The following is a 13,547-nucleotide window of genomic DNA, read 5'->3' as shown; positions in this document are numbered from 1 at the left end:
GCGGTGACCAGCCGGTCACGAAACTCCGACAGAACAGAGAAATCGAACCCAGGGTCCTCCAAATCCAAACCCATCAAATACTTCCAGTCGATCCGAGACCGCACCGCGTCGGCCGCCGCCCGATCGGTGAGGTTCTCCACGAACTGCAGCACCAGCACCCACGCCAACCTCGCCGGCGACCACCCCGCACGGCCACGACTGGAGAACAGTTCAGCGAACTGCTCATCGCTGAACACCTGCCCCACAGCATCACGGATCCGCATGCACAACGTCCCCTTCGGGAACGCCGCGCGAGCCACCCGCGCAGTCAACGCCGGGACTTCACCAAACGGCACCGGCTTCAACGACATCAGCAGCCACACTCCACAGATCCGCGATCATCACAAGACCCTGACCAGCGTAGACGCCACCACCCCGAATAAACCAACAGCATCCCTCAACGTCTCTATTTCCACACACCCCTCACGTCTCCGGCGATCCGGTCGTCGTGACCGGACCGGCCACGCGGGACTGGTTCCGGCGTCGCGCAGAGCCACTGCGCCACGAACCCGCATATCGCGAAAGCCACGCCCCGCGTTTAGTCCTCTGAATGCGGAGTGTGGAAACCGGGACGAAAGTGACGCTGACCTGGCTAAGGTCGGCATCATGAGCCTGCCCGACTACTGGCTTCACCGGCCGGACATGCCGACGTCGGCAGGGCTGGGTGAGCGGTTCGACGAGATGCTGGACGAAGCGCTCGCGGCCGGTCCCGACCGGCCCGTCGACTATCGTGTCGACGCTCCGAAATGGCAGTTCCTGTGTCATGCCGCCGACAGGGCGGACTTCGTCCTGCACGGCTCAGGCAACCCAGGCATCACCGAATTCGTCCCGCGACGGCCTCCGGACATCACGGACTTCGGAAGCAGACAGGCGGTGTTCGCGGCGGCCGACGGGATCTGGCCGATGTTCTACGCGATCTTGGACCGCGACAGCGTGCCGTTGTCGATGTGCAACGCGTGTGTGCGGGTCGGGGGAGAGGCCCGCTATCACTTCTCGATCAGCGCGCCGGCATTGGCGCGGCGGCCGTGGCGGACAGGCACGGTGTACCTGTTGCCGTCCGCGACGTTCGAGCTGGAACCGGCCGCCGGGGAGATTCGGCCGACCCAGGCCGCCAGCCCGGTACCGGTCCGGCCGGTCGCCAAGCTCACCGTCCGGCCGCCGCACCGGATGGCTTCCCCTGGCACGAACCCGGCAGATGACCCTGAAAGGAGTCCGCATGGCGAAGATCCAGCGCATTTCCGCGAACGGCCACACGAGCGCGAGCCCCGAAGCCGTCTACGCCCTCCTCGAAGACCGCGAGCACTGGCCCGACTGGTCCCCGCTGGGCAAGTTCCGCCTCCTGGAGAAGGGCGACCAGAACGGCCTCGGCGCCGTCGGCGTCTTCAGCACGAACGGCGTCAACGCCCGCGAAGAGGTCATCGCGCTCGAACCCGGCAAACGCTTCGGTTACACGCTGCGCAAGGGGATGCCGCTGCGCGACTACCGCGCGTACGTCGACCTCACGCCCGCGCTCGGCGGCACCGACATCCACTGGCACGCGTCGTTCATCGCCAAGATCCCGGGCACCGGCGGGCTGTACCGCCGGTTCCTCGGCGGCTTCTTCGGACGCATGGTCGACGGCCTCGTGGCGCGGGCCTCGCGCGGCGCCCCATAAAGTAGGCGCATGGCAGCCCCACGACGCACGCAGGAGGAACGCAGCGCCGCGATGCGCGTCAGGCTGCTCGACGCCACGATCGACTGTCTCGTCGAGTACGGCTACGCGGGCACGACGACCACCCGCGTCGCGGATCGCGCCGGGGTCACCCGCGGCGCGCAGGTGCACCATTTCCCCACCAAGACCGACCTCGTCACCTCCGCGATCCGGCATCTCGCGGCCAAACGCACCGAGGTCGCGATGGCCGAGATCGACAGACTGAAGGCGTCGGCCGATCCGGTCGGCGACGCGTTGCAGCTGTTGTGGGAGATGCACCAGGGCCCGGTCTTCTCGGCGACCGTCGAGCTGTGGGTGGCCTCGCGGACCGACGCGGAACTGCGTGCCCAGATGGCGGTGGTCGAGCCGATCGCGACGAGCAGCCTGGTCGAGTTCGGCAAGGCGCTGCTCCCGGACCATTCGGCGCATCCGGAGTTCCTGCACGCGGTGTACACGGCGATGGACGTCGTCCGCGGCATCCTCATCGCCAGCTGGGCGACCCGCGACCAGACCGAACTGGAGGCGCGCTGGGAGCGCGGCCGCCGCCACCTGATCCTGCTGTTCGAGGCGCTGATGCAGCCCACTCCCTCTCACTAGGCGTGTTACTCTCCTGGAGAGAGTGAGGAGGTCACGTGCTCGGAAACCCGTACGACCCCGACTGCCCCACCCGCGCGCTGCTGGACCGCATCGGTGACCAGTGGACCGTGCTGATAGTCGGCGTGCTCGGCGACGGCCCGCTCCGGTTCACCGAGATCGGCAAACGCGTGCGCGGGATCTCGCAGAAGGTCCTCACCCAGACGCTCCGCAGCCTCGTCCGCGACGGCATCCTGACGCGCACCGCGTACCCGGAGATCCCGCCGCACGTCGAGTACGAGCTGACCGAGCTCGGCCGCAACCTCGCCGAACCGCTCGACATGCTCGACAAATGGGCCCGCGTCCACATGGGCGAGGTCCTCGACGCCCGCCGTGCTCACGACGGTCAGCTCACCGCTTGACCAAGCCGGCTTCGTGCGCCAGGAGCCCCGCCTGGGTCCGGTTCGCACAGTCCAGTTTGACCAGCATCCGCGACACGTAGCTCTTCACCGTCGCCTCCGCCAGGTGCAGCCGCGCCGCGATGTCCGCATTGGACAGTCCTTCGCCGAGACAGGCCAGGACATCCGTTTCGCGCTCGGTCAGCCCGTCGGTCTTCCGCCGCGCGTCGTCCCCGCGACGCCGTCCGTCGGCCGACATCGCCACCAGCCGTTGCGCCGCTTCGGGGGAGAGCACGGTGTGCCCGTCCGCCGCGACCCGGACCAGGCCGATCAGGTCCTCCGGCGGCGTCGACTTCACCAGGAACCCGGCCGCGCCCGCCCGCAGCGCGCGGATGACGTAGGTGTCCGCGTCGAACGTCGTCAGCGCGACGACCGCGGGCGGCTCCGGGAGCTTCGCGATCCGCTCGATGGCTGTCAGCCCGTCGACGCCCGGCATCCGCAGATCCATCAGCACCACGCGCGGCCGGTGCCGGATCACGGCTTCGACCGCCTCGGCGCCGTCCTGCGCCTGCGCCACGACCTCGATGTCGGCCGCGGAGCCGAGGATCGTCCGCAGATGCGCGCAGACCATCGGTTCGTCATCGACGACGACCACCCGGATCACCGATCTCCTTCCGTCGTCGGGACGTAGGCCGGAAGTATCGCACCGACGCGGTACCCGCCGCCCGGCCGCGGCCCCGCGTCGAACCGGCCGCCGATCAGTTCGACGCGCTGCCGCAGTCCGGCCAGGCCCGCGCCGGAACCGCTGCCCGCCAGCGCCGGATCCGGCGCGGCACCCGCTCGCGTGTTCTCCACCTCGATGTCCAGACCGCCCGCGTGATACCGGAGTTCGACGGTCGCGGTCGAGCCCGGCGCGTGCTTGCGGATGTTCGTCAGCGCCTCCTGCACGACGCGGTACGCCGTGCGGGCGACGGTCGGGGAGATCCGCCCGGGATCGCCGTGCACGGTGAGTTCGGTCGGGATGCCCACCGACGCCGATTCCGCGACCAGTGTCGCCGGATCGCCCGCCACGCCGTCGGTGAGCGTGCGCGGTTCGGCGTTCGCACCGTTGCGCAGCACCCCGACGAGATCACGCAGTTCGTCCAGGGCCAGCGCGCCTTCGCGCCGGATGTCCTCGGCCGAGGTCCGCACCGCTTCGTCCGCCGAGACGACGCCGAGCGCGCCCGCGTGCAGCACCATCAGGCTCAGCCGATGGGTGACGACGTCGTGCATCTCCTCGGCCAGCTTCCGCCGCTCTTCGGCGCGGGCGCGTTCGGCGAGCAGGTGCTGTTCGCGCTCGGCCCGTTCGGCACGGTCCCGCAGCGAGCGCAGCAACTGGCGCCGCGCCTCGAAGTACAGCGAAAGCGTGGTCGGCAACGCCGTGCCCAGCAGGCCGAACGGCGTGGTGTTCCACTGCGCGTCCCACGGCCGCGACGCGCACAGCACCAGGATCCCGGTCAGCCAGAGCAGGGTCCGCCGGTCCATCAGGCGGGCGAGCTGGCTCAGCACCACCGGGGTGATCGTCGGGACGGTCATCAGCGTCAGCTGCCGCTCCGGCACCAGCAGCCCGGGGGAGAACAGGTCGGAGGCGAGCATCAGCAGTCCGCCCGCCGTGACCAGGCCCGCGACCAGTTTCGGGTACCGGAACAGCAGGATCAGCGAGAGATCGAGCAGCACCTGCAGGGTGACGCCCGCGGCGGGGCCCGCCCAGCCTGCCGTCGGTTCGCCGAACACGTACAGCGTGATGTCCAGGCCCACGAACGCGAGCGCCGCCAGCGTGAGCCACACGGTGTCGGCCGGACCCGGCCGGAACGGCCTGCTTTTCTCCACCCGGTCACGGTAACCAGCCGTCGACCGAAGGCGGGGAGATCCGCAACTTTCGTCTATCCGGTGACCCTCCTTACCCGGTTTCGGCGCCGCGGCCGTCTCCGGTGGACTGGAGCACATGGACATCGCGACCCCAACAGTCCGAACAGGACAGGAGCAGGCCTTCGCCCGGCTCCCGGTGTTCGTCGTCGCCGCGGTGGCCGCCGCCGCGCTTCTGGCCACGAGCGGCCGCTACGCGCACGGTTTCGACGAGCTGTACTTCCTGATGGCGGGCCGGGAACACCTGGCGTGGGGGTACTTCGACCAGCCGCCGCTGATCCCGGCGCTGGCCGGGGCGATGGACTCGCTGTTCCCCGGCTCGCTGGTGATGCTGCGCCTGCCGATGACGCTGGCCGCGGCCGCCGGGGTGGTCGTCACCGCGCTGATCGCCAGGGAACTGGGCGGCGGACGCGGCGCGCAGGTGCTCGCGGCCGGGCTCTACGCGACGTCCGGGGTGATCATCGTCAGCCACTGGATCGGCACCTACGTCTTCGATCCGTTCCTCTGGACGGTGATCGTCTGGCTGGTCGTCCGCTGGGTGCGTGTCCGCCGTGACGGCCTGCTGGTCTGGGCGGGTGTGGTCACCGCGATCTCTCTCGAGACGAAGTTCCTCATCCCCGCTTTCTGGGTGCTGGCCCTGCTCTCCGCGCTCGTACTCGGGCCGCGGGAGCTCGTGCGGCGGCCGAAACTGTGGCTGGGCGCGGGAATCGCTGTCGTCGCGACGATCCCCACGCTGGTCTGGCAGGCGTCGAACGGCTGGCCGTACCTGGTCATGAACGACGTCGTCTCGGCGGAATTCCCGGGCACCTGGCCTTTTCTTCGCGACGGTTTCCTGACGGCCGGCGTCGGGGCGGGCGTGCTCGCGTTCGTCTACGGCCTCGTCCGGCTGATCTTTTCCCGTGAACTTCGCGGCTATCGCTTCCTGGGGGTAGCGATAGCCGCGCTCGTCTTGGCGTTCCTGCTGCTGCACGGCCGTTCCTACTATCTGATGAGCGTCTTCGCACTGCCGTTCGCCGCCGCGGCGACGGGCTTCGCGCGGCACGTTCCCCAGTGGCGGCTCGTGGCCTGGCCGGCGATGGTGCTTTCGGCCGTGATCACCCTCGCCGGCCTGCCGATCTATCCGGCGAGCGTGACCCGGACGAACTTCGGCCCGATCACGCTCGGCAGTTCCTTCGCCGGTGGTGAACTGCCGCAGCAGGAGCTGGTCAAGGCGATCGGCGACACCTACGCGGCCCTGCCGCCGGAGCAGCGGGCGCGCACCGCCGTCTACGCCGAGATCTACCCGTTCGCCGCCGCGACCGAGTTCTACGGTCAGCGGTACGGCATCGACCACGTTTACAGTGGCCACCGCGGCTACTGGTACTTCGACCGGCCACCGGAGTCCGCGGACAGCGTGCTGTTCCTCGGCTTCGACCCGGAACTGCTCAAGCCGTACTTCACCTCGGTGACCCCGGTGGTGGAAGGGCTGCTGTGGCGGTATGACGGCAGGCAGGGTTCCTGGGACGAAATCTGGCCCAAGCTGGAAAGGCACTGACGATGACCGAACTTTCGTTGCCCGCCAAGGCGTATCTGCTCGCCTGCGACGTCGGGAAGAACAAACTGCGCGACCGGCGGCGGGCGGGCCTGCTGATCCGCGGCGCCGCGCTGACCGATCTCGTGTTGCGCGGCCGGGTCGCCGACGCGGACGGCCGGGTCGCGGTGTCGGGTGCCGGGCAGACCGGGGACCTCGTCCTGGACGAGATGCTCGCCGAGATCGCGGCCGAGAGCCCCGGCAAGTGGAAATGGTGGGTGCGCAAGGACGCGCGCGGCACCTTGGAGGCGCTGGAGTCCCAGCTGGACACCGCGGGCGTGATCGAGCTGAAGACCGGCCGGACGCTCGGCCTGTTCCCGTCGCGGCGGCCGAATGTGCGGGACACCGCCACCGTCGACAGGCTGCGGGCCACGGTCGATCAGACGTTGCGCGGGCCTTCGCCGGCGTCCGATGTGGACGCGAGCGACGCCGCCCTCACCGCGCTCGCGGCCGCCGTCGAGCTCAAGGGCGTCGTTTCCGGCAAGGACAGGCGGCAGTACAAGGACCGGATCGAGGAGCTGACCGAGCGTGGCGGCGACGCGGTTCCCGCGCTGCGGAAGCTGTTCCGGGAGCTGCGCGCGGTGCGGGCGTCGGCCGCGGCTTCATCCGGCGGGAGCTGAGCCGAACAGCCGGTCGAGGTAGTAGTCCACAGTGGACACCACCTCGTCCGGTGTCCGGTGCTTCAGCACGACGTTCGTGCCCTGCGAATCGGCGAGCGCCCAGAGCATCGCGGACTCGTGCATCGGATCGGCCGACTTGTCGACATCGCCCGCCTCCTGGCCCTGACGGATGAGCATGGCGAACAGTTCGAACAGCTCGGGAACGCCCTCGGCGTACACGGCCGCGAAAGACGGGTCGGAGACGGCGCGGATGAAGAACGCGACGCCCATCAGCCAGTTGCCGCGGCTGCGTTCGTCGATCGGCAGGATCTCGATCATGATCGCGCGGAGGATCGCCTTGGGTGTCGACGGCAGCTCGCCGGCCTCCACCTGGGCCTTGATGCGTGCTTCGTACACCTCGGAGCGGCGTTGGACGGCGAACAGCAGCATCTCGTCCTTGGTCTTGAAGTAGTGCTGCACCAAGCCCATCGACATGCCCGCCTCGGCGGCGACGTGCCGCAGGCTGACCCCCTCGAGACCGCGCGTGGCCGTCAGCCGCGTCAGTGCCTCGGCGATCTCCCCACGCCGCGCGGCGTGATCCACCTGCTTCGGCACCTTCACCATCCGTTCCGGCCGTTTGCAATGCGATCGCATTGTCACTACGGTCCCAGATTATTGCGATGCGACCGCATTGTAAACGATCGTCGGGGGTGAATTCGGTGGAAGCCGATCGGGGGAAGGTGCGGCTGAGGCCGCCGCGGAACGCGCTGGATCAGCGGGTCGTGGGCTGGTGGCGGCTACAGGGAACGCTCTTCTGGGCGTCGCCGGTGCTGGTGCTGGTGCTGCTCGGGTTGCTCATCGCGCCCGCGCGGACCTGGCTGTTGACGCCGGCGGCGGTGCTCACGGTGCTCGGCCTGGTGTGGGTGCTCGCGATGCCGGTGTGGTGGTTCAAGGTGCACCGCTGGGAGGTCACGGAGACAGCGGTGTACGCGCGCTCCGGGTTCTTCTGGCAGGAATGGCGGGTCGCGCCGATGTCGCGGATCCAGACCGTGGACACCCTGCGCGGGCCGTTGCAGCAGGTGTTCAAGCTCGCGACCGTCACGGTCACCACGGCGTCGGCCCGGGGCGCGGTCAAGATCCGCGGGCTCGACCACGAACTGGCCGCGAGCCTGGCGGAGCAGCTCACGGAGACGACGCAGGCGACGCCGGGGGACGCGACATGACCTCGGGCGAGTTCGAGGGCTGGAGCACGCTCGACAAGCGGACCCTCCCTGTCACCGCGCTGACGATGGCGGGGGTGGCCATCGGTGCCGCCATCCCGACCACGGCCGCGATCGTGGGCGCCGGAGGACGGTTCTGGGTCGCTCTCGCGTGGGTCGTGGGCGGTGGGCTGGTACTCGTCGGCGGCGGTGTGCTGGCGGAACTGTTCTATTGGAAGGGCGTGCGGTACCGGGTCACACCGGACCGGCTGGAGACGGCGTTCACCCTGGTCTTCCGCTCGCGGAAGTCCCTGCAGCGCGAACGGATCCGCAACGTCGACCTGACCGCGAACCCGCTGCACCGGCTGTTCGGCGTCGCCGTGGTGGCCATCGGCACCGGCTCGCACGAGTCGGGCGGGCAAGGCAGGATCAAGCTCAATCCCGTCTCGCGCGCCGAGGCCGAGCGACTGCGCGCGGATTTGTTGCGTCGCGCGGAAATCGCGGGAACCGACGACGACGCACCGCTCGCCGAACTGGACCGGAGCTGGATTCGCTACGCGCCGATGTCGTTCCTCTCCCCGGCGCTCGGCCTCGCGGCGGGCGGCGGGCTCATGCAGCTCTCCGAGTGGACGGGGCTGCAGAAAGGCCTGATCGACTGGGTGATGGACCTGTTCCTCGGCATCCCGCTGGTGGTGGCGATCCTGATCCTGCTGGCGGTCGCGATGCTCGTCGGCGTGGTCGGCGCGCTGGGCCTGTGGGTCGAGATGTGGTGGAACTTCCGGCTCGACCGCGAATCCGGCGGCACGCTGCGAGTGCGCCGAGGACTGTTCACCACGCGCTCGATCTCGATCGAGGAACGCCGGATGCGCGGTATCGAACTCGTCGAGCCGCTCGGGAACCGGATCTCCGGCGCGGCCCGCGTCGACGCGATCGCCACCGGCATGCGGCAGAGCGACGACCAGGACAAGACCGACTACCACACCCTCCTGCCCGCCGCGCCGGTCGCGACGGCCACCCGGATCGCCGCGGAGGTCCTGCGCGAACCGGTTTCGCCGACCGAAGCCGTCCGGCTCGCCGGGCATCCGCGCGCCGCGCGGGGACGGCTGCTGCGCTGGTGGGTCGGTTCGGTGGTGGTACTGCTGGCGATCTTCGCGATCCTCGGTCTCCTGCTGACCGACGTCCTGCTGGTGATCGGCGCCGCGCTCGGTGTCGTGCTGCTGCCGGTGTCGGTGCTGCTGGCGCTGGACGCCTATCGCAACCTCGGGCACGGGATCACCGGGCGGTACCTCGTCGGGCGGCACGGGACCGTGCGGCGGAGCACGTTCGCGCTCGAACGGGACGGCGTGATCGGCTGGACGGTCAAGCAGTCGGTCTTCCAGCGGCGCAAGGGATTGCTGACCGTCGTGGCGACCACGGCGGCCGGGACCGGGGCGTACTCGGTGTACGACGCGGGGGAGGAGCAGGGCCTGCTGTTCGCGGAGGCTTCTGTGCCGGAGCTGCTGACGCCTTTCCTTGAGCGAGCCTGACGCTCTGGGATCGTGAGTGGCGATTCGGGTTCCGGCGGATCGGTATTTGCCTACCTGCGCCTGACCTGGGCGAAGGCGGCGATTCAGGAGAGTGCTGGGTCGACGATGGAGGAATCGGGACGTTCAGTGTCCAGATTCCTCCATCGTCGCGAGGACGTCTTCCCCCGTCACACCTTCCACCCAGCACGAAGACACCGGATCCCGGTGGGTAGGCAAATACCGTGCCCCAGGGCCTGCTCGCCGTGCATGAACGTCCCTCTTTGCGTCTGGTGCGGGGAAGGGGCCCTTCGCGCACCTCCGCTGTGGCCAGTGCCGGAAGTGGCGATACCGGACCGGCGCCTCCGGACCGTGCCCCCTACTGTGGTCGTGAGTGGTAAGTGCCGTTCTAACGACACTTACCACTCACGAGGGCGACCCAAGCCGACACTTCGGCCGCCGCCGAAGCGTCCGCTGGCTACCGTCGTGTCATGACCGCATTCGCCGCACTGCACGTCCCCGGGTCCCCGCTGCTCCTGCCGAACGTCTGGGAGTTCGGCACGGCCGCCTTCCTCGCCGCGCAAGGCTTCCCGGCGCTCGGCACGACCAGCCTCGGGGTCTCGGCCGCCGAGGGCGAGCCGGACGGTGCCCCGTCCTCGAAGGACGCCACCGTCCGGTTGGCCCGGCGGCTCACCGGACTGGACGCGCTGATCAGCGTCGACCTCGCTGACGGGTTCAGCGAAGACCCGGGCGAGGTCGGCGCGCTGGCGGCGGAACTCGCCGAAGCCGGTGTCGCGGGCATCAATCTCGAAGACGCCCTCGGCGATCCTGTGCGGCACGCGGCCAAGATCGCGGCGGCGAAGGAACGCGCTCCCGGTCTCTTCGTCAACGCGCGCACGGACACGCATTGGCTGGGGGAGCCCGACCTCGGGACCGCGATCGAGCGCTCGCTGTCCTATGTGGACGCCGGTGCCGACGGGGTGTTCGTGCCGGGGCTCGCCGAGCCCTCGGACGTCGAGCGGCTGGTGAAGGCCGTCGGGGTGCCGGTGAACCTGCTGTTCCTCCCCGGCAAGGTCACCGTCGCCGCTCTGGCCGGGCTCGGCGTCGCGCGGATCAGCCTCGGTTCGCTGCCGTACCGGATGGCGCTGGCCGCCACGTTGCGCACGGTGACGGCCATCCGCGACGGCGGCGAACTCCCGCTGACCCCGCCGTCCTATGCCGATGTCGCGGCCCTGCTCCCGGAATCTCATTAGCCTCGGGAGCATGCAGACCTTCGGAGCCGAATTCGCCGTCCCGCCCGGCTAGCTGAACACCCCCAGCATCGGCATCCCGCCGACGCACGTGGCCGACGCGGTGGCGGAGGCGGTCGAGCGGTGGCGGCGCGGCGAGGCCCGCCCGGCGGACTTCGACGAGCCCGTCGCGCGGACCCGGGGCGGGTTCGGCGCGCTGATCGGGGTCCCGGCTGAGCGGGTCGCGATCGGGGCGTCCGTCTCGCAGCTGATCGCGAACGTGGCGGCGGGGCTGCCCGACGGCGCCGGCGTGCTGGCCGCCGGGAACGACTTCACCAGCGTCACCTTCCCCTTCGCGGCTCAAGCGCACCGCGGGGTCAAGGTCACCGAAGTCTCGCTGGCCGAGCTGTCCGAACGCGTCGAGGGTCATGACCTGGTCGCGGTCAGCGTCGTCCAGTCGGCAGACGGCGCCCAGGTCGATCTCGGCAGGCTCCGCGCGGCGGCCGAAGCGGCGGACGCGGCCGTCCTGCTCGACGCCACCCAGGCCGCCGGGTGGCAGCCGCTCGACCTCGGCTGGGCCGACTGGGTGGTCGCCGCCGGCTACAAGTGGCTGCTCGCGCCGCGCGGGGCGGCGTGGCTGGCCGCGCACCCGCGGGTGCTGGAGCGGGCGGTGCCGGTCGCCGCGAACTGGTACGCCGGGGAGGACCGCTGGCAGACCGTCTACGGCCTCCCGCTGCGGCTCGCGGGCGGCGCCCGGTCGCTCGACCTGTCCCCGGCCTGGCTCGCCTACGTCGGCGCCGCCGCCTCGCTCGACTACCTCGGGTCCCTGGACCTCGACGCCGTCCGCGCGCACTGCGTGGGTCTCGCCGACTCACTCCTCGAAGCGCTCGGGTCACCCGTTCAGGGGAGCGCGATCGTCTCGCTCGACGCTGACGCCGACAAGGTGCGGGAAGCGGGCATCGTGGCCGGTACCCGGGCCGGAAGGCAGCGCTTCGGGTTCCATCTCCACAACACCACTGACGACGTCGAACGGGTGATAAGCACGTTCAGGTGAACCGCCGGACCGGCGTGAACTACCGTATGTTCCCGTGGTTGGTGCGCAATATTCCCCGGGACCGACGGAAACGGCCCGGCTTCAGCCGGTGCGACCGGCAGGGCCGGGCGGGCCGCCGCCCGCGCCGAAGCCGTCGAGGGACACGAAGGCCCTGGCGCTGAAAGGCGCTGGCCTGGTCGCCATCGCGGTCGTTTCGTCGCTGCTCTGGTGGCTGATCCGGCACGAGCCGGAAGCGGCTCCTGTCGCGGACCCGCCGTCGAAGACCGGCCAGTTCCAGTACACGCTGGCCGAGGGGCCGCAGGTCACCACCGACTGCGCGAGCAAGGCCTACGGCGACACCAAGGGGTTCTTCACCGAGACGCCGTGCACGCGGCTGTCGCGGGCGCTGTACACGACCGAGAGCGGCGGGAAGAAGGCGCTGGTGTCGGTCGTCCTGGTCACCATGCCGGGCGAGGTCACCGCGACCCAGCTCAAGGCGCTCACCGACAAGGACGGCACGGGCAACGTGTCCGACCTGGTGCGCGACGGCACCTTCAAGGCGCAGGGCGCCCCGAAGATCTCCGGGCAGGACGCGGCCTACGACTCCCACGTCACCGGACCCGAAGTGGCCATCGTGCTGGCCGGTTTCTACGACAAGCAGAAGGACAAGCCGTTGCTGGAGCGGATCGCGACCGACGCGTTGCGGCTTTCGGGTGACCTGCGCCGCTGAGTTTTTCACCCTCCGGACGCTATGAAAGGTCCTTTCCTTGCAAAATTTGCAAGGAAAGGACCTTTCATAGCGCTCTTGGAGAGCGTCAGACCGACTGGCCCGGCATCGCGATCGCCACCGGCTTCGCGCCGAACTCCGCCCGCCAGGCCGTCCCCCGTCGCGCCGACCCGATGAGCGCGTTCAGCGCCGTCGTCCGCAAAGCCGCGTCGTCGGTCCGGTCGATCACGCCGAGCCAAGCCGCCGCAACATCGGATTCGGCCGTCGACACCAGCTCCATCGCCGACTTCGCCTCCGTCACCGGCTTCGGCGGCACGTACGCGGCCTCCGGTCCCGTGGGCGTCTGTCCCGCCGCGGAAAGCATCCGCTCGCAGACGTTCCGCCGCTTGACGTGCTCGGCCGCGCCTCGCGACACCGCACCGGTGAAAGCGGCCGGCAGGTAGGCGCTGACCAGCCCGTACACCCAGATCGCCGCGTGTTCGGCGCTCAGCGCCTGCTGGACGGCCTCCGACCCTTCCTGGCTCAGCGTGACACCGGCGGGCACGTCGACCGCTCCGGCGTCGTCGCCGCGGCCGAGTTTGTCCGAACTCTGCTGCAGCGCCGCGCAGCCCGCAGCGACGGAGGCGACCATCCCGGCGCGGTAACGGGGCAGCGAAGGCACGAGGCCCTCGGCCTGCTTGCGGGCCTGGGCGAGCCGTTCCTTGAGCCCGTCCACCGACGACGGCGGGGTTTCCGCCGGGCCGGACTGCTCCGGCTTGGGCCGGTTGAGCCTGTCCACCTCGGCTTTGAGCGCTGTCGCGTGCGCTGCCCGCGCCGTCGCGACGGCTTCGCCCTCGGCGCCTGTCACCGCCTTCGCGCCCGTCGCGTCGGTCTCCGCCGCGCGCAGCAGCGGGCCCAGCGGATCGGGGGTTTCGTCGAACCCGGGGGAGCAGGCGGCCGCCAGCGGCACGGCCACCGCGGCCAGCGTCGCCATCCGCAGGAAAGCGCGACGGCTCGGCAAGGTGGGCTCTGTCGATCTTCCGGTCACGCCGCCCCATCCTGCCAGTACCCCGTGCGGGGCCGCCGCTCGCGCGTCACGCGGGG

16 protein-coding genes are annotated in these 13,547 nt (G+C 70.1%); 10 read left to right on the top strand and 6 right to left on the bottom strand.

The annotated features are described in order from the left end of the window. Both ACFOSH_RS44010 and ACFOSH_RS44005 read right to left on the bottom strand, forming a co-directional pair. Positions 1–350: transposase (locus ACFOSH_RS44010; protein ID WP_378247779.1), on the bottom strand; the 350-nt coding region annotated here is incomplete at its 3' end. 675 nt (positions 351–1,025) lie between these two features. After that, complete coding sequence (locus ACFOSH_RS44005) at positions 1,026–1,187, bottom strand: hypothetical protein (RefSeq protein WP_378247769.1); 162 nt, start codon at positions 1,185–1,187, stop codon at positions 1,026–1,028. 68 nt (positions 1,188–1,255) lie between these two features. On the opposite strand from ACFOSH_RS44005, the gene ACFOSH_RS44000 reads away from it, so the two are divergent. Genes ACFOSH_RS44000 through ACFOSH_RS43990 form a run of 3 tightly spaced genes read left to right on the top strand, consistent with a single transcriptional unit; the run spans position 1,256 to position 2,724 of the window. Next, positions 1,256–1,693 (top strand): SRPBCC family protein, encoded by a 438-nt coding sequence (locus ACFOSH_RS44000; protein WP_378247767.1) that lies wholly within the window; start codon positions 1,256–1,258, stop codon positions 1,691–1,693. 51 nt (positions 1,694–1,744) lie between these two features. Continuing rightward, entirely contained in the window at positions 1,745–2,326 is a 582-nt protein-coding gene (locus ACFOSH_RS43995; RefSeq protein ID WP_093935705.1) for a TetR/AcrR family transcriptional regulator, read from the top strand. A gap of 35 nt (positions 2,327–2,361) precedes the next feature. After that, the gene (locus ACFOSH_RS43990) at positions 2,362–2,724 is read left to right on the top strand and encodes a winged helix-turn-helix transcriptional regulator (RefSeq protein WP_378247765.1); all 363 of its coding nucleotides are present in this window, start codon (positions 2,362–2,364) and stop codon (positions 2,722–2,724) included. Here the strand turns inward: ACFOSH_RS43990 and ACFOSH_RS43985 are convergent. Both ACFOSH_RS43985 and ACFOSH_RS43980 read right to left on the bottom strand, forming a co-directional pair. Beyond that, positions 2,714–3,364: a response regulator transcription factor gene (locus ACFOSH_RS43985; RefSeq protein ID WP_378247763.1), complete on the bottom strand. Its 651-nt coding sequence runs from the start codon at positions 3,362–3,364 to the stop codon at positions 2,714–2,716. The two genes, ACFOSH_RS43990 and ACFOSH_RS43985, sit on opposite strands and share 11 nt — an antisense overlap. Continuing rightward, positions 3,361–4,569, bottom strand: coding sequence for a sensor histidine kinase (locus tag ACFOSH_RS43980; protein WP_378247761.1), 1,209 nt, complete (start codon positions 4,567–4,569; stop codon positions 3,361–3,363). Before ACFOSH_RS43980 ends, ACFOSH_RS43985 begins: the two co-directional genes overlap by 4 nt. A gap of 115 nt (positions 4,570–4,684) precedes the next feature. On the opposite strand from ACFOSH_RS43980, the gene ACFOSH_RS43975 reads away from it, so the two are divergent. Further along, complete coding sequence (locus ACFOSH_RS43975; protein ID WP_378247759.1) at positions 4,685–6,139, top strand: ArnT family glycosyltransferase; 1,455 nt, start codon at positions 4,685–4,687, stop codon at positions 6,137–6,139. 2 nt (positions 6,140–6,141) lie between these two features. Continuing rightward, the gene (locus ACFOSH_RS43970) at positions 6,142–6,795 is read left to right on the top strand and encodes a GOLPH3/VPS74 family protein (protein ID WP_378247757.1); all 654 of its coding nucleotides are present in this window, start codon (positions 6,142–6,144) and stop codon (positions 6,793–6,795) included. Here the strand turns inward: ACFOSH_RS43970 and ACFOSH_RS43965 are convergent. Then, the gene (locus tag ACFOSH_RS43965) at positions 6,778–7,398 is read right to left on the bottom strand and encodes a TetR/AcrR family transcriptional regulator (RefSeq protein ID WP_378247777.1); all 621 of its coding nucleotides are present in this window, start codon (positions 7,396–7,398) and stop codon (positions 6,778–6,780) included. The genes ACFOSH_RS43970 and ACFOSH_RS43965 overlap by 18 nt on opposite strands. A 56-nt stretch (positions 7,399–7,454) precedes the next feature. Here ACFOSH_RS43965 and ACFOSH_RS43960 point away from each other — a divergent pair, with 56 nt between their 5' ends. The 5 genes from ACFOSH_RS43960 to ACFOSH_RS43940 all read left to right on the top strand — a co-directional run bounded on the left by ACFOSH_RS43960 (position 7,455) and on the right by ACFOSH_RS43940 (position 12,467). Continuing rightward, positions 7,455–7,997: a PH domain-containing protein gene (locus ACFOSH_RS43960; RefSeq protein WP_378247755.1), complete on the top strand. Its 543-nt coding sequence runs from the start codon at positions 7,455–7,457 to the stop codon at positions 7,995–7,997. Continuing rightward, positions 7,994–9,499 carry a PH domain-containing protein gene (locus ACFOSH_RS43955; protein WP_378247753.1) on the top strand — a complete coding sequence of 502 codons (1,506 nt, stop codon included), beginning with the start codon at positions 7,994–7,996 and terminating at the stop codon, positions 9,497–9,499. Before ACFOSH_RS43960 ends, ACFOSH_RS43955 begins: the two co-directional genes overlap by 4 nt. A 467-nt stretch (positions 9,500–9,966) precedes the next feature. Further along, on the top strand, positions 9,967–10,728 hold the full coding sequence (locus ACFOSH_RS43950) for an isocitrate lyase/PEP mutase family protein (RefSeq protein WP_378247751.1): 762 nt from the start codon (positions 9,967–9,969) through the stop codon (positions 10,726–10,728). Positions 10,729–10,780: 52 nt separating this feature from the next. Then, positions 10,781–11,758 carry an aminotransferase class V-fold PLP-dependent enzyme gene (locus ACFOSH_RS43945; protein WP_378247775.1) on the top strand — a complete coding sequence of 326 codons (978 nt, stop codon included), beginning with the start codon at positions 10,781–10,783 and terminating at the stop codon, positions 11,756–11,758. 88 nt (positions 11,759–11,846) lie between these two features. Further along, on the top strand, positions 11,847–12,467 hold the full coding sequence (locus ACFOSH_RS43940) for a hypothetical protein (RefSeq protein ID WP_378247749.1): 621 nt from the start codon (positions 11,847–11,849) through the stop codon (positions 12,465–12,467). Positions 12,468–12,552: 85 nt separating this feature from the next. Here the strand turns inward: ACFOSH_RS43940 and ACFOSH_RS43935 are convergent, their stop codons facing one another. Further along, positions 12,553–13,491 carry a ferritin-like domain-containing protein gene (locus tag ACFOSH_RS43935; protein WP_378247747.1) on the bottom strand — a complete coding sequence of 313 codons (939 nt, stop codon included), beginning with the start codon at positions 13,489–13,491 and terminating at the stop codon, positions 12,553–12,555. Between the last annotated feature and the right edge of the window lie 56 nt (positions 13,492–13,547).

This window comes from Amycolatopsis speibonae (assembly GCF_042647925.1).
Taxonomy (GTDB): Bacteria; Actinomycetota; Actinomycetes; order Mycobacteriales; family Pseudonocardiaceae; genus Amycolatopsis; species Amycolatopsis speibonae.
This window is presented reverse-complemented; position numbering and strand designations above follow the sequence as displayed.

Coding starts and splice junctions, on each gene's coding strand:
- ACFOSH_RS44000 (WP_378247767.1), top strand. CDS start 1,256: ATGGCGAAGATCCAGCGCATTTCCGCGAACGGCCACACGAGCGCGAGC.
- ACFOSH_RS43995 (WP_093935705.1), top strand. CDS start 1,745: ATGCGCGTCAGGCTGCTCGACGCCACGATCGACTGTCTCGTCGAGTAC.
- ACFOSH_RS43975 (WP_378247759.1), top strand. CDS start 4,685: ATGGACATCGCGACCCCAACAGTCCGAACAGGACAGGAGCAGGCCTTC.
- ACFOSH_RS43970 (WP_378247757.1), top strand. CDS start 6,142: ATGACCGAACTTTCGTTGCCCGCCAAGGCGTATCTGCTCGCCTGCGAC.
- ACFOSH_RS43965 (WP_378247777.1), bottom strand. CDS start 7,398: ATGGTGAAGGTGCCGAAGCAGGTGGATCACGCCGCGCGGCGTGGGGAG.
- ACFOSH_RS43960 (WP_378247755.1), top strand. CDS start 7,455: ATGCGACCGCATTGTAAACGATCGTCGGGGGTGAATTCGGTGGAAGCC.
- ACFOSH_RS43955 (WP_378247753.1), top strand. CDS start 7,994: ATGACCTCGGGCGAGTTCGAGGGCTGGAGCACGCTCGACAAGCGGACC.
- ACFOSH_RS43950 (WP_378247751.1), top strand. CDS start 9,967: ATGACCGCATTCGCCGCACTGCACGTCCCCGGGTCCCCGCTGCTCCTG.